21 protein-coding genes and 1 pseudogene are annotated in these 26,998 nt (G+C 61.8%); 13 read left to right on the top strand and 9 right to left on the bottom strand.

What is annotated here, in order from left to right; all coding sequences use genetic code 11:
• Positions 1–5: 5 nt before the first annotated feature.
• The 4 genes from PW947_RS15980 to betI all read right to left on the bottom strand — a co-directional run bounded on the left by PW947_RS15980 (position 6) and on the right by betI (position 4,878).
• Positions 6–941 (bottom strand): choline ABC transporter substrate-binding protein, encoded by a 936-nt coding sequence (locus tag PW947_RS15980; protein ID WP_299633300.1) that lies wholly within the window; start codon positions 939–941, stop codon positions 6–8.
• A 111-nt stretch (positions 942–1,052) separates the two neighbouring features.
• Positions 1,053–2,738, bottom strand: coding sequence for a choline dehydrogenase (gene betA / locus PW947_RS15975; protein WP_299633299.1), 1,686 nt, complete (start codon positions 2,736–2,738; stop codon positions 1,053–1,055).
• Positions 2,739–2,748: 10 nt separating this feature from the next.
• Entirely contained in the window at positions 2,749–4,218 is a 1,470-nt protein-coding gene (betB, locus tag PW947_RS15970; RefSeq protein WP_299633298.1) for a betaine-aldehyde dehydrogenase, read from the bottom strand.
• Positions 4,219–4,287: 69 nt separating this feature from the next.
• Complete coding sequence (gene betI / locus PW947_RS15965; protein WP_299633297.1) at positions 4,288–4,878, bottom strand: transcriptional regulator BetI; 591 nt, start codon at positions 4,876–4,878, stop codon at positions 4,288–4,290.
• A 318-nt stretch (positions 4,879–5,196) separates the two neighbouring features.
• Here betI and PW947_RS15960 point away from each other — a divergent pair, with 318 nt between their 5' ends.
• On the top strand, positions 5,197–6,339 hold the full coding sequence (locus tag PW947_RS15960; protein ID WP_299633296.1) for a porin: 1,143 nt from the start codon (positions 5,197–5,199) through the stop codon (positions 6,337–6,339).
• Positions 6,340–6,437: 98 nt separating this feature from the next.
• Here the strand turns inward: PW947_RS15960 and PW947_RS15955 are convergent, their stop codons facing one another.
• Complete coding sequence (locus tag PW947_RS15955) at positions 6,438–7,370, bottom strand: DMT family transporter (protein WP_299633295.1); 933 nt, start codon at positions 7,368–7,370, stop codon at positions 6,438–6,440.
• Positions 7,371–7,467: 97 nt separating this feature from the next.
• Between PW947_RS15955 and PW947_RS15950 the strand changes: the two genes are divergently transcribed.
• Positions 7,468–8,355: a LysR family transcriptional regulator gene (locus tag PW947_RS15950; protein ID WP_299633294.1), complete on the top strand. Its 888-nt coding sequence runs from the start codon at positions 7,468–7,470 to the stop codon at positions 8,353–8,355.
• A gap of 131 nt (positions 8,356–8,486) precedes the next feature.
• Here PW947_RS15950 and PW947_RS15945 read toward each other — a convergent pair whose 3' ends face one another.
• Entirely contained in the window at positions 8,487–9,779 is a 1,293-nt protein-coding gene (locus tag PW947_RS15945; protein WP_299633293.1) for an MFS transporter, read from the bottom strand.
• An 82-nt stretch (positions 9,780–9,861) separates the two neighbouring features.
• Entirely contained in the window at positions 9,862–10,686 is an 825-nt protein-coding gene (locus PW947_RS15940; protein WP_299633292.1) for an NAD(P)-dependent oxidoreductase, read from the bottom strand.
• Between the two features lie 329 nt (positions 10,687–11,015).
• On the opposite strand from PW947_RS15940, the pseudogene PW947_RS15935 reads away from it, so the two are divergent.
• Positions 11,016–11,261, top strand: a pseudogene (locus PW947_RS15935) (TonB-dependent receptor); the annotation flags it as partial.
• Positions 11,262–11,306: 45 nt separating this feature from the next.
• Here the strand turns inward: PW947_RS15935 and PW947_RS15930 are convergent.
• The gene (locus PW947_RS15930; protein WP_299633291.1) at positions 11,307–12,161 is read right to left on the bottom strand and encodes a phytanoyl-CoA dioxygenase family protein; all 855 of its coding nucleotides are present in this window, start codon (positions 12,159–12,161) and stop codon (positions 11,307–11,309) included.
• A 221-nt stretch (positions 12,162–12,382) separates the two neighbouring features.
• Complete coding sequence (locus PW947_RS15925) at positions 12,383–13,000, bottom strand: TetR/AcrR family transcriptional regulator (RefSeq protein ID WP_299633290.1); 618 nt, start codon at positions 12,998–13,000, stop codon at positions 12,383–12,385.
• Between the two features lie 292 nt (positions 13,001–13,292).
• On the opposite strand from PW947_RS15925, the gene PW947_RS15920 reads away from it, so the two are divergent.
• The 10 genes from PW947_RS15920 to PW947_RS15875 all read left to right on the top strand — a co-directional run bounded on the left by PW947_RS15920 (position 13,293) and on the right by PW947_RS15875 (position 26,979).
• The gene (locus PW947_RS15920; protein ID WP_299633333.1) at positions 13,293–14,774 is read left to right on the top strand and encodes an efflux transporter outer membrane subunit; all 1,482 of its coding nucleotides are present in this window, start codon (positions 13,293–13,295) and stop codon (positions 14,772–14,774) included.
• Between the two features lie 18 nt (positions 14,775–14,792).
• Complete coding sequence (locus PW947_RS15915; RefSeq protein ID WP_299633289.1) at positions 14,793–15,974, top strand: HlyD family secretion protein; 1,182 nt, start codon at positions 14,793–14,795, stop codon at positions 15,972–15,974.
• 55 nt (positions 15,975–16,029) lie between these two features.
• Positions 16,030–17,556, top strand: a complete 1,527-nt coding sequence (locus PW947_RS15910) for a DHA2 family efflux MFS transporter permease subunit (protein ID WP_299633332.1) — start codon at positions 16,030–16,032, stop codon at positions 17,554–17,556.
• Between the two features lie 50 nt (positions 17,557–17,606).
• Positions 17,607–17,840 (top strand): hypothetical protein, encoded by a 234-nt coding sequence (locus PW947_RS15905; RefSeq protein WP_299633288.1) that lies wholly within the window; start codon positions 17,607–17,609, stop codon positions 17,838–17,840.
• A 349-nt stretch (positions 17,841–18,189) separates the two neighbouring features.
• The gene (locus PW947_RS15900) at positions 18,190–18,588 is read left to right on the top strand and encodes a hypothetical protein (protein WP_299633287.1); all 399 of its coding nucleotides are present in this window, start codon (positions 18,190–18,192) and stop codon (positions 18,586–18,588) included.
• 54 nt (positions 18,589–18,642) lie between these two features.
• The gene (bamA, locus tag PW947_RS15895) at positions 18,643–20,952 is read left to right on the top strand and encodes an outer membrane protein assembly factor BamA (RefSeq protein WP_299633286.1); all 2,310 of its coding nucleotides are present in this window, start codon (positions 18,643–18,645) and stop codon (positions 20,950–20,952) included.
• A 386-nt stretch (positions 20,953–21,338) separates the two neighbouring features.
• The gene (locus PW947_RS15890) at positions 21,339–23,705 is read left to right on the top strand and encodes a TonB-dependent hemoglobin/transferrin/lactoferrin family receptor (RefSeq protein WP_299633285.1); all 2,367 of its coding nucleotides are present in this window, start codon (positions 21,339–21,341) and stop codon (positions 23,703–23,705) included.
• A 119-nt stretch (positions 23,706–23,824) separates the two neighbouring features.
• Positions 23,825–24,907, top strand: coding sequence for a ChuX/HutX family heme-like substrate-binding protein (locus PW947_RS15885; RefSeq protein WP_299633284.1), 1,083 nt, complete (start codon positions 23,825–23,827; stop codon positions 24,905–24,907).
• Complete coding sequence (locus tag PW947_RS15880; RefSeq protein WP_299633283.1) at positions 24,904–25,818, top strand: ABC transporter substrate-binding protein; 915 nt, start codon at positions 24,904–24,906, stop codon at positions 25,816–25,818. The genes PW947_RS15885 and PW947_RS15880 overlap by 4 nt, the downstream gene beginning before the upstream one ends.
• Positions 25,819–25,842: 24 nt before the next feature.
• A complete protein-coding gene (locus tag PW947_RS15875; RefSeq protein ID WP_299633282.1) occupies positions 25,843–26,979 on the top strand; it encodes an iron ABC transporter permease in 1,137 nt (378 codons plus the stop codon).
• Positions 26,980–26,998 lie beyond the last annotated feature (19 nt).

Below are 26,998 nucleotides of genomic sequence, written 5' to 3'. Positions count from 1 at the left end.
TCCGCTTACTTCGCCGCGACGTACGCTTTCACCGCGCTCAAACCGTCATGTCCGTCGAAGGTCTTCACGCCGGCCAGCCATTTGTCGAGCACGGCCGGATTCGCCTTCAGCCAGTCGCGCGCGGCCTGGTTCGGATCGGTCTTGTTCATGATCGGCAGCATCACGTGATTTTCGATGTCGGTCGTGAAGTGCAGATTCGCGATCAGTTTCGCGACATTCGGGCAACGCGCCGCGTAGTCGGTCGGCGTCACCGTCAACACTTTCGCTTCGCCGTAGTTCGGCCCGAACACATCGTCGCCGCCGGACAGATAGTCGATTTTCATCTGCACGTTCATCGGATGCGGTTCCCAGCCCAGGAACACGATCGGCTTTTTCGCGCGAACGGCACGATTCACTTCCACCAGCATGCCCGCTTCGCTCGATTCGACCAGCTTGAACTTGCCGAGCCCGAACTGGTTGCTGTCGATCATCTTCTTGATCAACGCATTGCCGTCGTTACCCGGTTCGATGCCGTAGATCTTGCCGTCGAGCTCGTCGTAATGCTTCGCGATGTCGCTGAAGGTCTTGATGCCCGTGTTGTACGCGTAGTCCGGCACGGCCAGCGTGTACTTCGCGCCGGTCAGGTTCGGCGTCGGCAATACGGTGAGCTGGTTGGCTTTGCGGAACGGATCGATGATCGGGTCCATCGTCGGCGACCAGTAGCCGAGAAACACGTCGATCTGTTTGCTCTTCACGCCCGCAAACGTGATCGGCACCGAGGCCAGGGTTTTGGTCGGCTTGTAGCCGAGTCCGGACAGTACCGTCGATGCCAGACCCGTGGTCGCGGCGATATCCGTCCAGCCGACATCCGCGAAGCGGACGTCGCGGCAGGTGGCTGCTTCACCGGCAAAAGCACTCGACACGAACAGCACGCACAGCGACGCAAACAAGGTACGTTTCATGGGTTTTCCGTTAGAGTTGAACGACTGACTGGATGACGTAGTACGGGAGATATTCGCGAGCGAAACGAATCGATGCCTTCCCGGTTGCGACCAGGAAGCGTGCGTGCCGGGTCAGGCGGGTGCGGTTTCGGGGCGTCGCGCGGCTGCGCCGTTCGCGACGTAATAGGGCGTTGAGTCGGCCGGTAATGCAGTGCGTCGACGGATCCGGTCGGCGATTTTCTCGGCGAGCATGATGGTCGGCGCATTCAGGTTGCCGGTGGTGATCTGCGGCATGATCGACGCATCGACCACGCGCAGCGCGTCCAGACCGTGCACACGTCCTTCCGTATCCACCACGGCCATGTCGTCGTAACCCATCTTGCAGGAACACGACGGGTGGTAAGCGGTTTCGGCGCGCTGCCGCACGAACGTATCGATCTGCGTGTCGGTGACGAGTTCGGCGCCCGGACTCAGTTCGCGGCCGCGATACCGGTCTAGCGCCGGTTGCCGGATGATCTCGCGCGTGATGCGGATCGCGTCGCGGAATTCGCGCCAGTCGAGCGGGTCGGACATGTAGTTGAAGAGAATGCCCGGATGCGCATTCGGGTCGCGCGATTTGAGTTTGACGCGGCCCCGGCTCGGCGAACGCATCGAACCGACGTGCGCCTGAAAGCCGTGCATCCTGACCGGGTTCGAGCCGTTGTAATTGATCGCGACCGGCAGAAAGTGATACTGGATATTCGGCCATGCATCGTCGTCGCGAGTGCGGATAAAACCGCCCGCTTCGAACTGGTTGCTCGCGCCGATCCCGCTGCCTTTCACCAGCCATTCGAGCCCGATTTGCGGCTGGTTCCACCATTGCAACGCGGGATACAGCGAAACGGGTTCCTTGCATGCGTACTGCATGTACATCTCCAGATGGTCCTGGAGGTTCTCGCCGACGCCCGGCAAGTCGAGCACCAGCGGAATATCGAGCTCGCGAAGCCATGTGGCGCGTCCGACGCCCGAGCGCTGAAGCAGTTGCGGTGACGCGATCGCGCCGCTGCACACCAGCACCTCGCGGCGCGCATGCGCGGTGTGACGTGCGTCATCGTGCAGATACGCGACGCCGATCGCGCGCTTGCCCGAGAACAGCACGCGATCCGTGACCGCATGCGTGACGATGCGCAGATTGTCGCGCTGCTTCGCGATGTCCAGATAGCCGCGTGCCGTGCTCGCGCGACGGCCGTTCGCGGTCACGGTCCGGTCCATCGGCCCGAAACCTTCCTGCTGGTAACCGTTGAGATCGTCGGTGCGCGGATAGCCCGCCTGCACACCGGCTTCGACCATCGCGGCAAACAGTGGATTGTTGTCCGGCTTGCTGGTCGTCACGTGAACCGGACCGTCGCCGCCGTGATATGCGTTGGGACCGGCATCGCGCGTCTCGGCCTTGCGGAAATACGGCAGACAGTCGGCATAGCGCCAGTCTTCGAGGCCGGGGTTCCGGCTCCAGCCGTCGTAATCGAGCGCATTGCCGCGGATGTAGCACATGCCGTTGATCAGCGACGAACCGCCCAGACCCTTGCCACGTCCACACTCCATCCTGCGATGGTTCATATGCGGTTCCGGCTCGGTTTCGTATGCCCAGTTATAGCGGCGGCCTTGCAGCGGAAACGCGAGCGCCGCGGGCATCTGCGTGCGGAAATCGAAGCGATAGTCGGGGCCGCCCGCTTCGAGCAGCAAGACCGTGACGTCCGCGTCTTCGGTCAGGCGCGACGCCAGCACGTTTCCCGCCGACCCCGCGCCGACGATGATGTAGTCGTATTCGTTCGGGCTCATGTCACGCTCCTCAAAACACCGGCGTATACGGGCCCAGTTCGACCTGAACCGATTTGATGCTCGTGTAGTGTTCGAGTGTCGTGATGCCGTTTTCGCGGCCCACGCCCGACTGTTTGTATCCGCCTACCGGCATTTCCGCCGGCGACTCGCCCCATGTGTTGATCCAGCAAATGCCGGCTTCGAGCCGGTGAATCACACGGTGCGCGCGCGACAGGTTTTCCGTGACGACGCCTGCGGCGAGGCCGTATTCGGTGGCGTTGGCGCGTTCGATCGCTTCGTCTTCGGTGTCGAAGGTAAGCAGGCTCATCACCGGCCCGAAAATCTCTTCACGCACGATGCGCATGTCGTCGCGGCAATCGGCGAACACGGTCGGCGCGACGTACAGACCCGCGGCGAACGCGCCGTCGGTGAGCCGCTCGCCACCGGCGACGAGACGCGCGCCGTCGTCCTTGCCGCTTGCGATGTAGTCGAGCACCTTGTCCAGTTGCGCCGCGCTGACGAGCGGGCCGAAGTTGGTGTCGGCGTGATCCGGTGCGCCGATGCGAATCCGTCCAACGCGTTCGCGTATCAGCGCTTCGAACGCGGGCATCACGCTGCGCTGCACGAAGACGCGCGTGCCGTTGGTGCAGACCTGACCGGCGCTGAAGAAATTCGCGGTCATCGCGATGTCGGCGGCGCGGGTTAAATTGGCGTCGTCGAATACGATCAGCGGCGACTTGCCGCCGAGTTCCATCGTCACGTCCTTCAACGACGATTGACCCGCGAGCGACATCACTTTTTTGCCGGTTTCGACGCTGCCGGTAAACGAAATCTTCGCGATGCGCGGATGCGCGGCCAGCCATGCGCCGACGCGCCCATCGCCTTGCACGACATTGAATACGCCTGCGGGCACACCCGCTTCGCTATAGATTTCCGCGAGCTTGAGCGCGCTCAGCGGTGTGACTTCGCTTGGCTTGAAGATCATTGCGTTGCCGGCCGCGAGCGCGGGCGCGGACTTCCAGCACGCAATCTGGATCGGGTAGTTCCATGCGCCGATGCCCGCGCAGACGCCGAGCGGTTCGCGCCGCGTGTAGACGAACGACGATGCGCGCAACGGAATCTGCTGGCCTTCGATGGCGGTGGCGAGGCCCGCGTAGTACTCGATCACGTCCGCGCCCGTGACGATATCGACCGCGCGCGTTTCGGCGATTGGTTTGCCGGTGTCGGCGGTTTCGAGCGCGGCGAGTTCGTCGTTGCGTTCGCGCAGCAGGTCTACCGCGCGACGCAAGATGCGCGAGCGCTGCATCGCGGTCATCGCGGACCATTCGCGCTGACCGTCGGCGGCGGATTGCACCGCGCGGTCGATATCGGCGGCGCTCGCCTGGCCGATGTGCGCGAGGACCTCGCCAGTGGCGGGGTTGATCGTGGTGAAGGTCTCGCCGGAACTTGCATCGACGTAAGCACCGCCGATGTAAAGAGCTTGCGTATCGAATACGGACATGACGCTTCCTTCGGATGAGTGGTGTCGCTGCGTGACCGGTGACGAATTTCGGTGTCACCGCTTGCGCGCTTACGGGTTGTGGGCGTCGAGCATCAGATCGATGTAGTCGTTTGCGAGACGCAGCGCCGCTTTGGTGTCGAGCGGTTCGCCCGACAACGCGCCGCGCAGCCACAAGCCGTCGATCAAAGCAGCCAGCCCGGTGGCCGCACGACGTGCCGCCGCGCGCGGCAACACCGCTGCAAAGTCCACGCACAGATTCGAAAACAGACGGCGCGTATTCACGTATTGCAGCCGCCGCAATGCGGGTTTGTGCATGCTTTCCGACCAGAACGCGAGCCAGGTTTTCATGACCGGCGCGCTGACCTGAACCGCATCGAAGTTCGCCGCGACGACTGCGCGCAATCTTCCGCGCGGACCGGAGCGCGCTGCACGGCGACGCTTCGACGTGGCTTGCCACAACTCGCGCAGCACATGCCGCATGGTGGCTTCCAGCAGGCCGTCCTTGTCGCCGAAATAGTGGCTGACGATGCCGGTCGAGATCGATGCGCGTTGCGCCACCGTGGCGAGCGTGGTGCCGGCAAGACCGGCTTCGTCGATGGTGAGCAAGGTGGCGTCGATCAGTTGGGCGCGCCGGATTTCACGCATTCCTAGCTTGGGCATGGCATCGAGCTTTATTTCAGTGATCTGGAGCCGATGGTAGGTTTTTTATATTGAACGGTCAATCAATAAAAACGCGTCGATCGGTCTGAAAAACAGGCCGGAATGCGAAGAAAGTCGCATAAGGACAACTGGACGTCGTAAATGAACGGACCGTACCAATTCTGGCCGGAGAACCTGATTGGGCGATGACGGGTCCGCGAGCGCGGAACGCTGGTGCGTCATTCGGAAAAGCCCTTTTTTAAAGGGCTTTTCTGTGTGTGGACGGCGACCCGCAACACGCATCCCAACGTGAAATCAATCTAAAGAACGAGGGCAATAATGAAGAAAAACCTGCTGATGTCCACTCTCGCACTCGCTGTCACGATGCTCGCAAACGACGCCCGCGCGCAAAGCAGCGTCACGCTGTACGGTGTGCTCGATGACGGATTGAACTTCACGACGAATGCGGCCGGACATCATGCATTTTCAATGGTGAGCGGCGACACGGCGGAGACCAGTTTTGGCCTGAAAGGCGTCGAGGATCTGGGCGGCGGTCTGAGCGCGATCTTCACGCTGGAGAACGGCGTCAACCTGAATAGCGGCGCGTTGAACGAAGGCGGCCGGCTGTTCGGCCGTCAGGCGTTCGTGGGGCTTGCATCGCAAAGCTTGGGGACGGTGACGTTCGGACGGCAATACGACGCGATGGTCGATATGTGGAGTCCGTTCACGGCGGCGGGTAACTATATCGGCGATCTCGCCGCGCATCCGTTCGACAACGACAACGCCGACTACGATTACCGGCTGAACAACACGGTGAAATACGTCACGCCGATTCTGCACGGCTTCCAGGCCGAAGCCGTGTACGGGTTCAGCAATGCGACCAATTTCGCGGCGAATCGCGCGTACAGCGTGGGCGCGAGCTACGCGGACGGCCCGTTGTCGGCGGCGGTCGCGTACACGCGGCAGAGCAACGGCGGTTCGACCGTCGGCGGCGCAGTCGGCACCGACGGCGTGTTTACCGGTTCGTCGCAGCAGAATCTCGGCGCGGGCGTGAAATGGACCTTCGCGAACAACGCGAGCGTTGCGCTGGCGTATTCGCATACGCTGGTCGACGATCCGACTTCGTCCGTGTACGTGTCGGATATCGGCACGCAGCCTTGGGCGTCGTGGAAATTCGATAACATCGAAATCAACGGCCAGTATTTCATCCGGCCCGACCTGTCGGTCATTGGCGCTTACACGTTCACCCACGGCCAGCTGAATCGCGGCGCGGGCAGCGATAGCCCGAACTGGCATCAGGTGTCGATGATGCTGAACTATTCGCTGAGCAAGCGCACGTCGGTGTATGTCGAAGGTGCATGGCAGCACACGAACGGCACGACGGGCACGCAACTCGATGTCGCGCATATCGTCGGCTCGAACGATCTGTCGTCGTCGGGCAACCAGATGGTGTATCGGGTCGCGCTGTTGCAGAAGTTCTAAGCGCTTTTGCGCGTGCAATAAAGAAGGCGATGCACGGGCATCGCCTTTTTGCTTTATGCGAATGTTGCTTCAGGTGCTCTTTGCGCTTGTGCGTGGCGCTAGCCCTTTTCACCGGCCGAACACCTCGTCCGCGAACCGGCGCGCGTGAGCGCCGACAGCAGCGGCCACCCCAGATTCACACCCAGACTCGCGACCACGATCAACGCCATCCCGCCAAGCTGCGGCAGCGACAATGCGCGCCCGTAGACCACGGCATCGACCACGATCGCCGTCAGCGGATACACGAACATCAGCACCGCGATCACCGGCGTGGTCAGCTTCGGCAGCGCGCCGTAGATCAGCGCATAGGCGAGGCCGGTGTGGAACACGCCCATGCCGATCAGCCAGAACCATTGCGACGCGTCGATATGGACGCGGGTCAGCGGCGCGAAAAACGGCAGGACGACAATCCCGACCGCGCATTGCATCAGCGTCAGCAAATGCGGCCGCAATTCGGTGAGATGACGCGCGATCAGCGTCGTGCAGGCGTACAGCACCGAGCCGGCCAGCGCCTCGCCGATTCCGGTCAGATAATCAGGGTGACCGCGCCAGGTGTCGTCGGCGATCACGCCGGAGGCCAGCGTCAGGCCGACGAACGCGGTCGCGATCCAGCCGAGGCGGTCCGCGCCGAGACGTTCGTGGAACAGCGCCGCGCTGATCAGCACGACCCAAAACGGCTGCACATGCGCCACGACCGTCGAGACGCCGATGCTGGTGCGGTGAATCGCATCGAAAAACCAGATCCACTGGACGACCATCAACACGCCGCTGAACAGCGCCCAGCCGACGGTGCGTCGCGTGAAGGCGCGGCGCGTGAAGAAGCCTTTCCACGTGCAGTAGATGGCCAGCGACGCGAATCCGAACAGGCAGCGGAAAAACACCAGCGTCATCGCGTCCAGCCGCGCCTGTTCGACGAACACGCCGAGCGTGCCCATCAGCAAGCCGCCGCTCGCGAGGCTGAGGGCGCCTTGTCGGCTTGGGGTCATCGGCATCGGGCGTCTCCTTCGTTGAGCGGCCCAGTATTCGCGAGTTGCGGCCTACGCACAAACGAATTAAATTGAGCAATTCCATCAGCGCGGCTAATAAATCATGCATCCGGAATTCGACGTCGATCTGCTGCGCACGTTCGTGGCGGTCGTGGATACGGGCAGTTTCACCAAGGCGTCGGCGACCGTGCATCGGTCGCAGGCGGCGGTCAGCATGCAGGTGAAGCGGCTGGAAACCATGCTCGACACCACGCTGTTCGCACGCAACACCCGTAATCTCGCGCTGACGCGCACGGGCGCGACCTTGCTCGAATACGCGCGGCGGATGATCGCGCTTCATGAGGAAGCGTGGTCGGCGATCGTGCGGCCGGACGTGGCGGGGCGCGTGGTGCTGGGCGCGCCGGACGATTACGTCGGCTCGCTGCTGTCGCCGGTGTTGCGGCGGTTTTCCCGGCTTTTTCCGCACGTGGAAATCGAGATCGTGTGCGCGCAAAGCACTGCGCTCGCGCCGATGCTCGCGGACAACCGGATCGATCTGGCGTTCGTCACGCGTGACCGCAAACTGCGCGGCGAATTCGTGCGGGCCGAGCCGATCGTGTGGGTCGGGGAATCGACGGATACGCCGGTGCTGGCCGAGTCGCCGTTGCCGGTCGGGCTGTACGAGCCGGACTGTGCGTGTCGGGTGAATACGCTGGCGGCGCTCGACGCCGCCGGGGTGCGCTATCGGGCGGCGTATACGAGCGCGAGTCTGATGGGGCTGATCGCGACGGTGGATGCGGGGCTGGCGGTGGTGGCGCTGGCGCGGTGCAGCGTACCGTCGCGTTTCGCGGTGCTGGGCGAGGCGCACGGTTTGCCCGAGATTGCGCCGCTGGAGATCGTGGTTGCGCGCAGCGCGCAGTCGAATCGACCGACCTGCGATTTTCTGGCCGCGCAAATGGTGCAGGATCTGGGACAAAGTCCGGGGCAGGGCGCGAACCGACGGGCGACGTGAGCACGTGACGTAAAGCGGACGACGCGTCAGTCAACGAATCCGGCAGCGTAAACGCGCAATGGCCGGGAAATTTCCCGGCCATTGCGGCGAGTGTCGGCGGTTCGCTTTAACAGCGCGCCGCGATTCGGGTGTTACTTCGCCGTGGCGCCAGCCGCCATCCAGCGTTGTTCCGGTGCGCGGTCGCTGCTGCGTGCCAGCAGGCACACGACCACGGCGGCGATGATGTCGAACACGGCCAGCACGACGAACAGCGGGCTATATCCGATCTGCGTGACCAGCACGCCGAAGATCGCCGTGAACGCTGCCGCGCCGAGGTATCCGGCCATGCCGCCCATGCCGGTCGCGGTAGCGACTTCGTTCTTGCCGAACATGTCGGACGTGATCGCATACAGTGCGCCCGACAAGGTCTGGTGCGCAAAGCCGCCGACGCACAGCAGCGCGATCGCTGCATACGGGCTGGCCACGAGACCGACGCATGCCGGTCCGACCATGCACAGCGCGCCGACTACGAACACCAGCTTGCGCGACGTGAACAACGATACTTTCGCGTACTTGTGGAACAGCGGGCTCAGATAACCGCCGAGCACGCAGCCGATATCGGCGGCCAGGAACGGCATCCATGCGAACAGCGCGACTTCCTTCAGGTTCATGTGACGCTCGGTCATCATGTACAGCGGAATCCATGCGTTGAAGGTTTGCCATGCCGGTTCCGACAGGATCCGCGGAATGCCGATCGCCCAGAAATTACGGCTGCCGAGCATGTCCATCCAGCTGCGCTTGGTGGTGGCGGAGTCCGCGTATTTGGCTTCCTGGCCGCTCAGGATGTGATCGCGTTCGCTATCGCCGAGCAGTTTCTGATCGCGAGGGTGCTTGTAGAGCAGCATCCACACCGCGGTCCAGATCACGCCGAACACGCCGACCAGCACGAACGACAGTTGCCATTCGCCGTGCAGCAATGCCCAGACGACCAGCGGCGGTGCGAGCAGCGCGCCGACCGACGATCCGATGTTGAACCAGCCGATCGCCACCGAGCGTTCTTTCGCCGGAAACCATTCGGTGGTGGCCTTGACGCCGGCCGGAATGCCGGCCGCTTCGGCGATCCCCAGAATGCCGCGGAAGAACGCCAGGCTTTGCCAGCCGGTCGACCATGCGGCCGCCGCGCAAGCCAGCGACCATGCCAGCGCGAACGCCGCGAAGCCGATCTTGGTGCCGACCGTGTCGAGCAGGAAGCCGGCGACCGGCTGCATGAACGCGTAGCACAACTGCCACGCGACCACGACGTGCGCGTACTGCGCGGTCGTGATGTTGAGGTCCTTCATCAGCGTCGGTGCCGCGACCGACAGCGTGTTGCGCGCAAGGTAGTTGATGATCAGCCCGGCCGCGACCAGGCTCACCATCCACCAACGGATTCCTTTGATCTTCATGACGTCGTCTCCTCGTCGTTTACTCTTGATGCTGTGATGTTCGATCGTGTGTGATGCGTGTGATGTGTGGCGCTGCGGCCGGTCAGCTGGCTTGAAGCGAGGCGGGGGCGTCGCGGTCGTCGCGCGTGTAGCTCAGTCCGACGAAGCTGCCGCCCTGGAAGCGCTGGCCGAGCGCGTCGAGCGGGTTCGGGCCGGCGAGGATCTCCGTCGCCCAAGCTTCGGCGTCTTGCGTCGGCTGATAGCCGAGCCGTTCGGCGCCGCTGTTGTCCCACCAGCTGCGCGTGTTCGCCGACACGCCCCAGATCGCCATAAAGCCGATGTTTTCCGCGACGACGCAGCGGTCGAGGAAATGCATCAGATCCTGATGACCGAACCAGGTGCTCAAATGGCGCGGCTCGGTCGGGCGTTCGACGCAGCTGCCGATCCGCACGCAAATGCTTTCGATACCGTGTTTGTCCCAATACATGCGCGCCAGCGATTCGCCCCACGCCTTGCTCAGGCCGTAAAAGCCGTCGGGGCGCAGTTCGCAATCGAGCGAGAGTTTCTCGGTGACCGGATACATGCCGATCGCGTGATTCGAGCTCGCGAACACGATCCGGCGCACGCCGTGACGACGCGCGCCTTCATATACTTCGACTAGCGCGCGCAGGTTGTTGTCGATGATCTCCGGCAACGGACGCTCGACGCTGGTGCCGGCGAAGTGGATCAGCACATCGACGCCGTCGAGCAGGCGATCGACCACGGCCGGATCGGACAGATCGCCATTCATCACATCTTCACCATCGACGAGCGGCACGAGCGGCTTCATGCCGCCCGCCGAGCGCAATGCAACGCCGCGCTTGAGCATCGCGCTTCGAACCACGGTGCCGAGCTGGCCGCCGGCGCCACTGAGGGCAATCTTTTTCATCGGTTTCCTTTACAGCATTGCGGCCTTGGGTGCGCGTGGGGCACGTGTGCAAGCGGCGCAAACCGGATGTCTCCATGCTGAACGGCAGAGGCCGCGACTTGAGCAAGTCGTATGATGACGTACTATCTTCGATGCCGAGCTTAATTTCAATTAGGCATTTACCCGTAGATAAACGGGTAACAATCGCGAATCTCTACGCGTTGCGCTCCAGTTTTGACGACTTTATTGATAGGACGTCGTACAACATTGCGCGAGAGTTTGGGTAGGGAAGGAGGCGTCGCAGGCTGCAAGGCAGCGGTTTTTGTTGGAAGACGGCGATGGCCGATTCGGCGCGCGCGCGGGTGGTGCACGCATGGAGCCAGCACCGCGTGCCTGATGACGACTTGCCGACGGCGGGGTACACGTCGCCCGGTTTGATTCTCACGTGCAAATTCCACGTTGGATCGACCGACTGGATGGCGTACGTGCGCGGCGGCAATCTGACCAATGAGGAGATTCGCTACGCCAGTTCGGTGGTGCGTGACATCGCGCCGGAAGGCGGGCGCAGCGTGATGGTCGGCATGCGAACGCGGTTCCAGGCAACATTGTCGAGTGAGGCGCGCTATCGCATCAAGCGCGCCTCACCGCATTGCGCCTTTGCGTCCTTCCGCGTTACGCGCGCTCTCGATCGCGTCCAGATTCTGCGGATACGGAAAATTCATTCCGAGCAACTGACGCATGGTCGGACTGGCGCGTTGCACGAAGCCTTCGCCGACCATCGCGCGCAAATCTTCCATCGGCTTCACGAATTTCGGCAAATACTGGATCAGCACCGCGCTGCGGTCGCGGTCGCTGCGATTCGGCATCGCGCAATGCCACGTCGCGCCGAAGAAAATCACCACGTCGCCCGGTTCGGCTTCCATTCGTTCGCACCGTTCATAGAACGCGTCCGCTTCGCCCGGATAGCGCAGCGCATGCTGCGTATGCGGCACGAAAGCCGTGGCGCCGGTTTCGGGCGTAAACGGATCGAGCGGTATCGTCACTTGCGCGTTGAGCGGAAAGCTCGAATTGATGCCGAGCGGAAAGGTGTCGGGCGCGTGCAGATCCCAGTACGGGTAGTCGATATGCGGTTCCTGTCCAGGGCCGCCCGGCAGGATGCGATTCGCCGCGATCGAGCCCATGATGAAATCCGCGCCGAGAAAAAGCCGCATCGCATCGACGATCAGCGGATGCTCGCTCATCGCTGAAAATACCGCGCCTTTCGCGAGCAGATTCCACACGCGTCGTTGCAGATGCAAGCGCTGATCTTCCGCCGCTTGCCCCTGAAAATGCGTGACGGTTTGCGCGCGGTCTTCCGAATGCGCCATCACGACGCGCCGTGCGTCGGCAATCTGATCTGCGCTGAACGCGCCGCGAATCCGGATCGCGCCGGGACCGTCGGTGAGTGCCGCGACGATGGTCTGCGGCGTAGCGGAAACTGCATCGATGCTGTTCACGTTCGTCTCCTGAACGATCGCCGCGTTATCGAAGCAGGCGGCGTTGTTCCCAATATAAGAGACGTTCGGATTGCTTGCAATGTAAATTGCACGATTGATAAATATGGAATTTTCATTCCATATGGAACCTGGCATCGAATCCGGACGGTGGGCGCATCTGACGGAAACCCATCATTTTTCAGCGCCGCCTCCCGCGTGTGTGTGCCTGAGTGTCGTAGGACCTAAGCGTCTGCGGCAGGCGCGACGCCGTAGGCGGCCATGAACACATCCACCGCGCGCTGGACCACCTTGGAGATATTGCGTGTGGACGTATCGACGCTCACGCCGAGCAGACACAGTTCCAGCAATTCCGCTTCGTACAACGCGCGCAGATGCGCGGTCGCGACCGTCACGTTGCATTCGCGCAGTTGACCGGCGGCGATCGCTTGCTGCACGTATTCAGCGACCATCAGCCAGCCGACTTTCGGACCGCGTTCGTAGAACAGCGCGCCGAGCGGCGAGCGTCCGCCTTCATGGTTCGCCAGACGCCGCACCGACAGCAGTTGCGGCTTCAGGATCGCCATCAGATAGTGCTTGCCGAAGGCAGTCAGCGTGTCGCGCGCGGGCACCGAGATCTTGAGCAACGCGAACGCGGCCTTCACTTCGTCGGCGGCGGATTCGATCATCACCTCGAAGAACATCTCTTCCTTCGATTCGAAATAGCCGTACAGCGTGGCTTTCGATCCGCCGACGCGTGCCGCGATCTCGGACATCGAAGCCTGTTCGAAACCGACTTCACTGAATACCTCGAACGCGGCATCCACGATTGCCTGGCGTTTTTCTTCCGTTTTCTTTCTCATCGCGGGCCTTTCTACGGTTCTGCGAGACGGGCCGGGCGCGCTGCCACGGGCGCGGCGCCGAACTTGCCGTCGATTGCTCAATCCTCGACGGATCGTCCGATTTTATCAAAACTGAACTCGTCGGTTCAATTTTCGTTGACAGCATTTTGCCCGATTAACTAAACTGTACGGTATGGTTATAAACGAGAACGACAACGTGGAACAGACCGCAGGAATCGGGGTGCGTGAGACGGGCAGCGTGCGCGCGCCTGTTGCAGGACGGGGCGCGCTGGCTGCCGGAATCGTCGTAGCGATGCTGGCAAGCGCATGCGCACAATTGCCGGACATGCCGCAAAAGCCGGTGCCGAAAGCGATCGGCAGCTATCAGACGGGGCAGAGTTTCGATGCGTCGGGCGCGGCCAGGAGCACAGGGCAAACGGCCGGCGACGTCGCATGGCCGACCGAACAATGGTGGCTGCGCTACAACGATCCGCAGTTGAACGGGCTGATCGCAGAAGCGTTGAACGGCGAGCCGACACTCGCGGCCGCGCAGGCGCGTCTGAATAACGCGGAGGCTTCCGCGCAGCAGGCGGGCGCGGCGTTGTTGCCGGAAATCAGCGCGCAAGGGCAGGTCGAGAAGGAAAAGCAAAGTTACAACAACGGTTTTCCGGCGGCTTACGTGCCGCATGGCTGGCGTCCCTACGGCACGGCTGAGTTGAATTTCAGCTACGAAATCGATTTTTGGGGCAAGAATCGTGCGGCGCTGGCTGCGGCGACGTCGGAGCTCGACGCGGCACGCGCCGACGCTGCGCAGGCGCGCATGGTGCTGGCCGCGTCGATTGCCGATGCGTACGCCGACCTCGCACGTCTGTATGCCGAACGCGACAGCGCCGATGCTGCCGTGAAAGTGCGCACGCAATCGGCGCATCTGTTTGCCGAGCGTTTCGCGAACGGGCTGGAAACGCAGGCCGGCGTCAAGCAGGCCGAGTCGAAGCAGCAAAGCGCGCAAGCCGACCTGTACGCGATCGACGAATCGATCGGACTCGCGCGTAACCGGATCGCCGCGCTGATGGGCGCAGGCCCGGATCGCGGCTTGCAGATCGCTCGTCCGGTCGTCGATCTGGCGCAGCCGGCGGCGATGCCCGCCCATCTGGCGCTCGGTCTGCTCGGACGTCGTCCGGACGTGGTGATTGCGCGTTTGCGCGCCGAAGCCGCGGCCAAGCGGATCGATGTCGCGCAGGCGGGTTTCTACCCGAACGTGAACCTCGGCGCGATGATCGGCTTTCAGTCGCTCGGTTTGAACATGCTGACGAAGTCGGGTTCGCTGGTCGGCAACTTCGGTCCGGCCGTGACGCTGCCGATTTTCAATGGCGGACGGTTGCGCGGCGAGTTGCGCGGTGCACGCGCCAACTACGACGAAGCGGTCGCGAATTACGACGAAACGCTGACCAAGGCGCTGCACGACGTCGCCGATGTCGCCGTCAGCAAACGCGCGCTGACCGACCGTCTGCAAGCCACGCAAGCGTCGTACGACGCCGCCGCGCAGGCGCATCAGGTCGCCGTCCAGCGCTATCAGGGCGGCTTGTCCGGCTATCTCGACGTATTGAGCGCCGCCGACACGCTGATCGCCGCGCAACGTCAACTCGCGGATATCCAGGCGCGCACGTTCTCGCTCGACGTGTCGCTGGTGCGCGCGCTCGGCGGCGGTTATCTGTCGGACGTTCAGCCTCGCGCATCCGCCGCAGGCGATAGCCGGAACACGACCCGCAACACGACCCAGAACACGCAAAGCTGATCTCAAGGACCGAACCTCATGTCTCAACTTCAATCCACCACGGTCGATGGATCGATCGCTCCCGCGCATCCGGTCGATAGCGACGCCGCGCCGTCGTCGAAACGCAAGAAACTGTTCGCGCTGCTGGGCGGCGTCGTCGTGATCGCAGGGCTGGCGTATGCGAGCTACTGGCATTTCATCGGGTCGCGCTATGTATCGACCGATAACGCTTACACCGCAGCCGAAATCGCGTCGATCACGCCGTCGGTCAGCGGCATCGTGCAGAAGGTCGAAGCGGTCGATACGCAGCATGTCCGCAAAGGCGACGTGCTGGTCGTGATCGACGACACCGACGCGAAACTCGCGCTTGCACAGGCGGAAGCGGAAGTCGGCAGCGCCGAGCGCAAGGTGCGCGGCTATCTGGCGAACGACGCTGGACTCAGCGCGCAGGTCGATGCGCGTGCCGCCGACGAAATGCGGATGGCCGCGCAGATTGCATCCGCACAAGCCGACTTCGATCGTGCGTCGATCGATCTGAAACGCCGCGAGGCACTCGCGCATTCCGGTTCGGTGTCGGGCGAAGAAGTGAGCAACGCGCAGACCACGTTCGCGAGCGCGAAGGCTGCGCTCGAAGCGGCGCGCGCGTCGGCATTGCAGGCGAAAGCGAGCCGTGCGGCCGCAATTGGCTCGCTCGATGCGAACAAGGTGCTGATCGCCGACACGACGGTCGATACCAATCCCGAAGTGCTGCTTGCACGGGCGAAGCGGGATCAGGCGCGCGTCGATCTGCAACGCACGGTGTTGCGCGCGCCGGTGGACGGCGTGGTGGCGAAGCGCCAGGTGCAGGTCGGACAGCGCGTCGAACCGGGCGCGTCGTTGCTGTCGGTGGTGCCGGTCGATTCGGTGCACGTCGATGCGAACTTCAAGGAAGTGCAACTCGACAACGTGCGGGTCGGTCAAGCGGTCGAACTGACCTCCGATCTTTACGGCAGCAAGGTCGTGTATCGCGGTAAGGTGGAAGGGCTCGCGGGCGGTGCAGGTTCGGCGTTCGCGATGATTCCCGCGCAAAACGCGACGGGCAACTGGATCAAGGTCGTGCAACGTCTGCCGGTGCGCGTCGCGATCGATCCGGCCGACTTGCGCGCGCATCCGATCGGCGTCGGGCTGTCGATGGAAGCGACCATCGACACCCGTGGCGACGACGCCGCATCCGCACACTGAGGCCGCGCCGATCATGTCATCGAGTCAAGCGGTGCGACCGGCGCAAGCCGGCCGGATGCCCGATATTCCGTTGCCGCCGTTGAGCGGCGGCATGCTGGTCGGCGCGGCGCTTTTGCTGGCTGCCGCCAATTTCGTCGCGGTGCTCGATACGACCATCGCGAACGTGTCGGTGCCGACCATCGCCGGGGCGCTCGGCGCATCGTCGAGTCAGGGCACGTACGTGATCACGTCGTACGCGGTGGCCGAAGCGATCACCGTGCCGCTGACCGGTTGGCTGGCCAGCCGGTTCGGCACGGTGCGCGTGTTCATCACGTCGCTGATCCTGTTCGGCCTGTGTTCGGCGCTATGCGGGATGGCGAGTTCGCTCGGCATGCTGGTGCTGTTCCGTGTGTTTCAAGGGCTGGCGGGTGGTCCGCTGATGCCGCTGTCGCAAACGCTGCTGCTGCGAATTTTTCCAAAAGAGAAGGCGGCCGCCGCGATCGGCATGTGGAGTATGACCACGCTGATCGCGCCGGTGATGGGTCCGATTCTCGGCGGCGTGATCTGCGACCGGATGCATTGGGCGTACATCTTCTATATCAACGTGCCGGTTGCACTGATCTGCGGATACCTCGGCTGGCGTTTGCTCAAGCGCTACGAAACGAAGCTGATGCGGGTGCCGATCGATACGGTCGGACTCGCGTTGCTGGTCGTGTGGGTGGCGGCGTTGCAGATTCTGCTCGACGAAGGCAAGGACCAGGACTGGTTCGCGTCGCCGATGATCTGGGTGCTGGCCGTGATTGCGGCGATCGGTTTCGCGTCGTTCCTGATCTGGGAATTGACCGACCGTCATCCGGTCGTGGATCTGCGCGTGTTCCGGCATCGCGGTTTCAGCGCGAGCGTCGTGACGATCACGCTGGCGTTCGGCGCGTTTTTCGGTGCAACCGTGCTGACGCCGTTGTGGTTGCAGAACTACATGGACTACACCGCGACCTGGGCCGGCTGCGCGACCGCGATGACCGGCATCCTCGCGGTGATGGTCGCGCCGCTCGCGGCGAAAATGGCGTCGAAATTCGATGGCCGCTGGCTGGTGTTCGCGGGCGTGATGTGGCTCGGCGCGATCACGTTGCTGCGCACTCACGCGAATACCGACATGACGTTCTGGCAAGTCGCGTTTCCGTTGCTGTTGCAAGGTCTTGGGCTGCCGTTCTTCTTCGTGCCGCTGACGGGCCTCGCGCTCGCCAGCGTCGATGAGGCGGAAACGGCGTCGGCGGCGGGTCTGATGAGCTTTTGCCGGACCTTTGGCGGGGCGATTGCAACCTCGCTCGTCAATACGTCGTGGGAAGACAAGACCAAGTACGACCGCGCGGAACTGGCGGGTCTGGTCGATCAGGCCGGGCACTACGCGAACACCTTGACGCATTCGGGGCTTAGTGCGGCGCAGGCGCAAGGGCAGATCAGCACGATCGTTCAATCGCAGGCTGTCATGCTGGCGACCAATCAGTTGTTCACGATAGCGGGATGCTGTTTCGTGTTCGCCGCGCTGGCTGTGTGGTTCGCGCCAAAACCCACGCGGGTTGCGGATACGTCGCAGGCGCACTGACGCTTGTCGCGCGGTGTGATGAAGGACCAAGGCAACGGCTAGGCTGACAGATGGCAACCATGACTGGCGATGACGACGAACGAAGCCGCCGCGCAATGCGGGACGAAGCGATCGCGCTGCAACACAGCGTGGCCGCGATCCGCAAGGCGCAGGGCAAGCTGAACCCGTCCGATTGCGAAGCGGGCACCGACGAATTCGAGCGGACCGTGGACGACTATGTCGAGGACCTGGTCAACGCGATGTTTCGGACCGTGCGCGATGGATGGCGGGATCGAAACCCTTAGCGACCAGCCGGACGATCTTTCCGACTCTTAGCAAATCACGCGACTCAAGCGGGTGCATGGCGCACACGTTTGAGTCGCGTTTTCGTTTGCGCTTACCAAATCTCCCTTGAGACGGACGCTTGTGAGCGTGGTCGAAAATCTGTTGCGTGCCTTGCCGACGCGGCTTTAGCCGACTTGTAACCCGTGCGTTACCACTCCTTTACCGATTCTTAAGCGGTTATATTTCCTCGCGGTTACCGCCTTATTTTTCGTAATCTCGCGTCGCTAAGGATCAGAAATCATCGCGTAACGCCGGGTCGCGCGACTGCTGCCTATACTCCAGCCTCTTTCTTTTTCGAGCGATCCGGATATGGCATTGCAACGAGGCGTTGTCGTTCATTCGCTACGTGATTTCGAACTGACACCGGATGGTCAGTATCTGCTGGTCAACAGCAACCATAGCAAGCAGATCGCACTGCATTGCTCGGTGATGCAGGGATTGCTTGCGGCGATTGCGCACGCAATCGGTCGCTCGGAGCGCATTCGTCAAAGAGACACGCACGGCAAGGTCGCAATGCCATGTGAAGGATGGGAACTCGGCATTCAGGCGCAAGACGCGTCGCAAACGGTTCTTAGCTTTCGCATTCCCGGCGGCGCCGAGTTGTCGTTCCGGCTTAGCGAGGCGCAAGCCCGCGAGATGGGGTCGCTTCTCATCAATGCCGCCGATCTCGCCAAGCGCGGGATCGCTGCGAATCCCTGTCTGCACTAAGGTCTGATTCCTTTTGAGCCCGCGCGCCTGGCGGGCCTTGTCTACTGATCCGGTATGAACCATAGAACGTTACGTCATTGCCTCACCGGCACGCTTGCAGTTACCGGGATCACGCTATTCGCCGGGTCGGCGTACGCTACCGAGCCATTCGTCATCACGGACATTCGCGCGGAAGGATTGCAGCGTGTCGAAGCAGGCACGCTGTTCGCGTATCTGCCGTTGAAGAAGGGCGATACCTTTAGCGACGACAAGGCTTCGGACGCGATTCGCACGCTGTATGCAACGGGCTTCTTCAACGATGTGCAGATGGCGACGGAAGGCAGTGTCGTCATCGTCAAGATACTCGAACGTCCTGCTATTGGCGGCATCGACTTCGCCGGTATTCACGAGTTCGATAAAGAAAATCTTACTAAAGCACTGCGCGCGGTTGGACTGTCGCAAGGCCGCTATTACGACAAGGCACTCGTCGATAAGGCCGAGCAGGAACTCAAGCGTCAATATCTGACGCGGGGTTACTACGCCGCTGAAGTCACGACGACGATTACGCCTATCGACCGCAACCGCGTGTCGGTACTGTTTTCCGTGGCCGAAGGTCCGAGCGCGAAGATTCGCCAGATCAACTTTATCGGCAACAAGGTGTACAGCACCGACACGTTGCGCGATGAGATGCAGTTGTCCACGCCGAACTGGTTCTCGTGGTACACGAAGAACGATCTGTACGCGAAAGACAAGCTGACGGGCGACCTCGAAAATGTCCGCTCGTACTACCTGAATCACGGCTATCTCGAGTTCAATATCGAATCGACGCAAGTGTCGATTTCGCCGGACAAGAAGGACATGTACCTGACGCTGTCGGTGCATGAAGGTCTGCCGTACACGATTTCGAGCCTGAAACTGGCGGGTAATCTGCTGGACCGCGAAGCCGAACTGAGCAAGCTCGTCAAGATCAAGGCGGGCGATCGTTTCTCCGCCGAGAAACTGCAAGCGGCGACCAAGGCAGTCGTCGACAAGCTCGGCGAATATGGTTATGCATTCGCAACGGTCAATGCATTGCCGAAGATCGATCAGGAACATCACACGGTCGATCTGGCCTTGCAGGTCGATCCGGGTCGTCGCGTCTACGTGCGGCGTATCAATGTCGAAGGCAATACGCGCACACGCGACGAAGTGGTGCGCCGTGAAATGCGCCAGCTGGAAGGCGCGTGGTTCGATTCGAACCGGTTGTCGCTGTCTAAAGATCGCGTCAATCGCCTTGGCTACTTCACCGATGTCGATGTCACGACAGCGGCCGTAGAAGGCACACCCGACCAGGTCGATGTCAACGTCAAGGTCACGGAAAAGCCGACGGGCGCCATTACGCTCGGCGCGGGTTTTTCGTCCACCGACAAGGTCGTGCTTTCAGCCGGCGTGTCGCAAGACAACGTGTTCGGCTCCGGCACGAGTCTCTCGGTGAATGTGAATACGGCGAAGACGTACCGTACGCTGACGGTCACGCAGGTCGATCCGTACTTCACGGTGGACGGCATCAAGCGCATCACCGATGCGTATTACCGCACGACGTATCCGCTTTACGACTACACGGACACCAGCTTCAAGATCGTCACGGTTGGCGCCGATATGAAATTCGGCATTCCGTTTTCAGAGTCGGACATGGTGTACTTCGGTGTCGGCATCGAACAGAACCGCATTCACACCGACTCCGATACGCCGCAAAGCTACAAGGATTACGTAAAGGAATTCGGCAACGTCGTGAACAACGTGCCGTTGACCGCCGCATGGTCGCGCGACAATCGCGACAGCGCGCTCGTGCCGAGTCGCGGGTATTTCTTGCAGACCAATGCGGAAATTGGCACGCCCGCTGGCAATACCGAGTACTACAAAGGCGACATGCAGGCGCAGTATTACTACTCGTTCGCGCGCGGCTTTATTCTTGGCTTTAACCTGCAAGGTGGCTACGGACATGGGATCGGCGGCGATGCATATCCGATCTTCAAGAACTACTATGCGGGCGGTATCGGCTCGGTGCGCGGCTATGAATCGAGTTCGCTCGGACCGCGCGATGCGACCACCGGCGATCCGATCGGTGGCTCGAAGATGGTCGTGGGCAACATCGAAATGACGTTCCCGTTGCCGGGTAGCGGATGGGATCGCACGCTGCGCATCTTCACGTTCCTCGACGGCGGCAACGTGTGGGGCGATGAAGGCAACAGCGTCGGCGCGAACGGCTTGCGCTACAGCTATGGCGCGGGCCTCGAATGGATTTCGCCGATCGGGCCGTTGAAGTTGTCACTCGGTTTCCCGGTCGTCAAACACAGCACGGACAAGTATCAGAAGTTCCAGTTCCAGATTGGAACGTCGTTCTAAAAGGCATTTCGCGCGGACGGCAATGTGCCGTTCCGCGTCGGTCGAGTTGGACGCAAAAAGCGGCGCGTGCGCCGCTTTTTCGCGTTTGCGGCCGCGTTTCAGACCGGCAAATAACCGGATGATCCAGCGGCTTTTGCCGTCATGCGCCGGCATCGTCTCGGGGACGGATCGCAGCGCGATCGGTGCAAAAGCGTGCATTTACGCGTCATCTTGCAGTCAATCTGACCGATTTCTACGAATCAAATCGAAAGCAAAACGAAACAAATTGTAATCTAACGTATTAAACGCGAATAGGAACGATTCTCATTCCGGTGGTACGATGCCGTTCCGTTTTGCCTTGCCGCGATGTGCGAAGGGCGGATGACACCAGGATCGGGGAAGAATAAATGTACATCAACAGATGTTTTTTCAAGCTTGTCGTGCCTGCGCTGCTGGCTGACATGTGTATCGCGCAAAACGGCGGCGCCTATGCCGCAGAGGTGCAGGTTCAGGCCCAAGCCCAGACGCTCGCGCAAGCTCAGGCCGACGCGCCCGTTGCCGCAAGCGCACCCGCTGTTACCGCGCCGAGCGCCGCCCAGGCCGACCGCGAGTTGAAGGCGATCAGCGTGACCGCGAACCGCGTCGGCAAAACCGACTTGAGCCACACGGCCGCAACGGTCTCGGTGATCACCAGCGATGACATCGACGACGACAACGCGAAAGACGTCAAGGATGCGTTGAAATACGAACCCGGCGTCGAAGTGCGCCGCCAGGCATATCGACCGGCGGGGATTACCGGCGCATCGGGTCGCGCGGGCAATGAAGGCATCAACATTCGCGGTCTCGAAGGCAACCAGGTGCTGCTGCTCGAAGATGGCATTCCGTTGCCGCAGTCGTACGCATTCGGCTCCGGCTCGGCCGGTCGTGCAGACTTTCTGAACACGGACCTTTACGAGCGCATCGAAATTCTGCGCGGACCGACCTCGGCGCTATACGGCAGCGACGGTCTGACGGGCGCAGTCAACTTCGTCACGAAAGATCCGTCGGACCTTCTGTCGATCTATCACAAGAACACGTATTTCTCGCTGAAATCCGGATACGACTCGACCGATCGCAGCTGGGGTTCGACCGCCACTGCCGCGTTCGGCAACGATGCCGTTCAAGGCATGGTGATGCTGAGCGGCCGTCACGGTCACGAGACCGACAACAAGGGCGACAGCAATGTGCTCGGCGCAAACCGTTCGACGCCGGACCCGCTGACGTACAACAATCGCAGCGCATTGGGCAAGCTGGTGTTCAAGCTGTCGCGCAACGACGAGTTGAAGCTGACGGCTGAAACGCTGAACAACGCCAACACCAGCGAAGGTCTGTCGCAACTGAACGGCGCCTACACGTGGAGCGGCTACACCGCTGACGGCTACACGACGGTGAATCAGGTGACGAGCAATCGCGTGAAGCTCGAATACGATCACCACGACGAAACCAATCCGTACATGCAGCAGTTGAAGGCGTCGATGTACTACCGCAATGCGGCTACGCGTCAGACGCTTGAAATCGACGGCACCAACACGGCCGGCGCCACGGCGAGCCGCAGCCGTATCAACCACTACGGCGACAACATTGTCGGCGGCAGCGTCGTTGCGGAAAGCGCGTTCAAGACCGGTTTTCTGTCGCATCGTCTGACCTACGGTTTCGATGCGAGCGTGTCGCACTACAGCACGAACAGTTCGGCGGGATCGGAATGGTCGACGGCGACGGACGGCTATCCGGAAGCGTTCCCGGATACGACTCAAACGAACCTCGGCGCCTTCCTGCAAGACGATATTCGCTGGAACAAGCTGAGCATCGTGCCGGGCGTGCGCTTCGATTACTACAAGATGACGCCGCATCCGGATGCGACGTACTCGGCCGCCAGCGCAAGCTCGACCTCGGCCACCACGGCATCCGACGGCAGCGCCGTGTCGCCGCGCCTCGCCGTGTTGTATGAAATCACGCCGGCGCTGGTGCCGTATGTGCAATACGCGCACGGTTTCCGTGCACCGAGCGCCTATCAGGTCAACAGCTACTACAACCCGGTCGGCTCTTACGGCCTGTATTACCAGCAGATCGGCAATCCGAACCTCAAGCCGGAAACCAGCAATTCGGTTGAGGCCGGTATGCGCGGCAAACTGGGCACCGGCGCCGGTATCTTGAACTATAGCGCCGCCGCATTTGCAGGACGTTATAACAACTTCATCGACACGAAAGTCGTGGGCGGCAGCCTGACGTCGGCGTCGAATCCGTACACCGTGCAATACGTGAACTACGCGAAGGCGTCGATTCACGGCTTCGAAGGCAAGGCGGATTGGGTCGTCAACGACGCAATCGAAGTGAAGGGCGGCTTTGCGTATATCAAGGGCACGGAAAGCAACGACGGCACGACGACGGGTCTCGATACCGTGCCGCCGCTTGCCGTCGTACTGGGTATCAAGTACACGGGCGGCGAGCGCTGGTTCGCAGGCGTCGATGTCACGTACAACTCGCGTAAGGACAAGGACCAGATGTCGAGCGCGTCGTACTACTCGACCGCGTCGTACACGATCTTCGACCTGCATGCAGGCTACAAGATCAACAAGCACGTCAGCGTCACCGCAGGCATCAACAACCTGTTCGATCGCAAGTACTGGGTGTGGAACGACGTTCGCGGTCTCGCCGACAGCGACGGTTACGCGAAGATTTCTGCACTGACCGCACCGGGCCGCAACTTCAACGTCGGAATGAAGGTCGACTTCTAAACGACGTGTTTCAAGTGTCAGACACGCTATCGGCGCATCGCGTAACCGCGCGTTGCGTCGCGCGTGCCTGGCACATCCCCCATTTCGAACTGACGACTCCGATACCAATGAAAACCGTTATGAACACATATACGAACCAGCCTGACTCGATCGCGCAACTGCGCGTCGATTTCAAACAGATCAAGGCCGACCAGAAACTTCGCAATCGCGAAGCGGCAATCGCGTTGGGCGTCAGCGAAGGCGAAGCGATCGCGGCTTTCGTCGGCGAAAACGTGGTGCGACTCGATACGCGCTTTACCGAGATGTTCGAAGAAATGCCGACGCTTGGTTCCGTGATGGCGCTGACGCGTAACGACGCGGCCGTTCACGAGAAAGACGGGGTGTTCGAGAAGATGAGTCATGAAGGTCCGACGGGTATCGCACTGGGCAGTGCAATCGATCTGCGGATTTTCTACAGCAAGTGGGCGTCCGGTTTTGCCGTTCAGGACGACACGCCGCGCGGCACGCTGAAGAGCCTGCAATTCTTCGACGCACAAGGTCTCGCGACGCACAAAGTCTATCTGCGCGAACACAGCAATCACGAAGCGTACGACGCTTTCGTCAAACGCTGGGCGCATCCTGAACAGGTCGCCGGCTTGAGCGTCTCGCCCGCCGCCGAAGCGCCGCCGGTCACACCCGACGAGCAGATCGACGTGCCTGCGTTCCGTGCCGCGTGGGACGCAATGACCGACACGCATCAGTTCTTCGGTCTGTTGCGCAAGTTCAAGCTAACGCGGACGCAGGCATTGCGTCTTGCAGAAACGCGCTATGCACAGCGCGTCGATAACATCGCCATTCAATCGGTGCTGGAGCAGGCCGCGCAAAGCGGATTGTCGATCATGGTGTTCGTCGGCAATCAGGGGATGATCCAGATTCATACCGGCCCGGTGAAGAATATCCAGACGATGGGCCCATGGCTCAACGTGCTCGACGCCGCTTTTAACCTGCATTTGCGTGCCGATCTGATCGACAGCGCATGGGTGGTTCGCAAGCCGACCAGCGACGGCATCGTCACCTCGCTCGAACTGTTCGACAGCAAGGGCGAAAGCATCGCGTTGCTGTTCGGCGCGCGCAAACCGGGTTCGCCGGAACTCGAAGGCTGGCGCGAAGTGGTTGCGACGCTCGCACCGGTTTCGGCGGATTCCAACGAGGTGACAGCATGAAAACGCGCGGTTTCGACGCTGGACGGCGAAGAGTGATTGCGGGCGGCGCAGCGCTTGCACTGGGCGTCGCCGGGCTCAATTCGCGCGCGGCACACGCGCTGACGACAACCAACGGCGGGGCGCCGCGTCGCGTGATCGCGATTGGCGGGGCGCTGGCCGAGATCGTGTTCGCGCTCGACAAAAGCGCAACGCTCGTCGCAACCGACACGTCATGCACTTACCCGATCGCCGCGCAAAAGCTGCCGAAGGTCGGCTATCAGCGCACGCTGTCGGCAGAAGGCGTGTTGTCGATGCGACCGGACCTGATCCTCGCTTCCGCCGAAGCAGGGCCGCCCGGCGTGATGCAGCAGATCGCGCAGACCGGTGTCGAGGTCGTGTCGTTCTCCGAGAAGCACGATGTGGATTCGTTGCGGCAAAAGATCGACGGCATTGCGCGCGAACTCGGTGCGGTCGATGCAGGCGCGAGCCTGCGCAAACGGGTCGATGCCGACTGGCAACAGGCGATGAAAGACGTCGCCGCATCGTCGCTCGCCAGTCGCGCGCAACCGCTGCGCGTGCTGTTTCTGCTGAATCCGTCGGGCAGTCAGCCGATGGTCGCAGGACAACACACCGCCGCCGACGCGATGATCGCGTATGCCGGCGCGACCAATGCAATTCAGGGCTTTGGCGGGTATCGCACCTTGTCGCCGGAAGCGTTGATTACGGCGGCACCGGATGTCGTGATGACCACGGATGACACGCTTGCGGTATCGGGCGGTGCGGCGGCAATCCTGCGCGCGCCCGGTTTCGCATCGACGCCTGCGGGCAAGCATGCGCGCCTCGTTTCGCTCGACACGTTGCTGTTGCTCGGCTTCGGTCCGCGTTTGCCCGCAGCGGTGACTGCGTTGAACCGTCAACTCGTTGCGGCATAACTGCGAGCGAGCAAGGAAAGAGCCATGAGTACCGAGAAGATATCGATTCCCGAAACCGCGCCGCAAGCCACCGCCAGATCGCGCGACACACGCGCGATCCCGAAGTCGGGCGGGGCGCGTAATCCGGTCGTCGTGATGATTGCACTCGCCGCGCTGCTTTGCGCGTCGAGTCTCGCAGCGGTGTGCTTCGGTGCATACCGGATATCGCTTGCGCAACTCATGGCGGCGTTGAACGTGTGGGCGACGCCGGTACCCGGCGTCGATAGCAACGCACTCGAACAGGCTCGCGCCGTGTTGCTGTCGATCCGTCTACCGCGTGTCGTGCTGGCATTGATCGTCGGCGGTGGCTTCGGCGCAGCGGGGAGTGCGTTGCAGGCACTGATGCGAAACCCGCTGGCCGACCCTGGCTTGATCGGCATTTCCAGCGGTGCGGCACTCGGCGCGTCGCTAGCTATCGTCTGCGGTCCGTGGCTGTTGTCGCACTACGGACTGGCCGGTGACAGCGTCACCGCAGTAGCGGCATTCGGGGGCGCACTGGCGGTTACCGCGCTCGTGTACCGGCTTTCAGCCAGTCGCGGGCGACTCGTGCTGCCGGTGCTGCTGTTATCGGGCATTGCATTGAACGCACTGGCCGGGGCGATGATCGGCGTGATGACTTACGTCGCATCGGATTCGCAATTGCGTTCGCTGACGTTCTGGAGTCTGGGCAGTCTCGCGGGCGTGCAGTGGCACACCATACTTCTGCTGCTGCCGGTCGTCGCCGTTGGCGTCGTGCTGATCGGTAGAAGCAGTCGTGCGCTCAACGTGATGCAACTCGGTGAAATGGAGGCGCATCACCTCGGCGTGCCGGTGCATCGCGTGAAGCACGCGGTATTGATCGCGGCGGCACTGAGTGTAGGCGCAATCGTTTCATGCACCGGGCAGATCGGCTTTATTGGACTTGTCGCGCCGCATTGCGTGCGGCTCGTGTGCGGTTCCGATCAACGTTGGGTGTTGCCTGGATCGATGCTGTTCGGCGCCACCCTGACGGTATTGTCCGATCTCGCCGCGCGCACCATTGCCGCACCGGCGGAGATTCCGCTCGGCATTCTGACGGCATTGATCGGCGGCCCGTTCTTCCTCGCGTTGATTCTTCGCAATCGCGAACGTCTCGGTGTCTAAGAACGCGTGACGACTCATA

The sequence above is a fragment of the Paraburkholderia sp. genome (assembly GCF_028283785.1).
Lineage (GTDB): Bacteria > Pseudomonadota > Gammaproteobacteria > Burkholderiales > Burkholderiaceae > Paraburkholderia.
The sequence above is the reverse complement of the archived record's forward strand: the minus strand, read 5'-3'. Positions and strand labels throughout refer to the sequence as shown.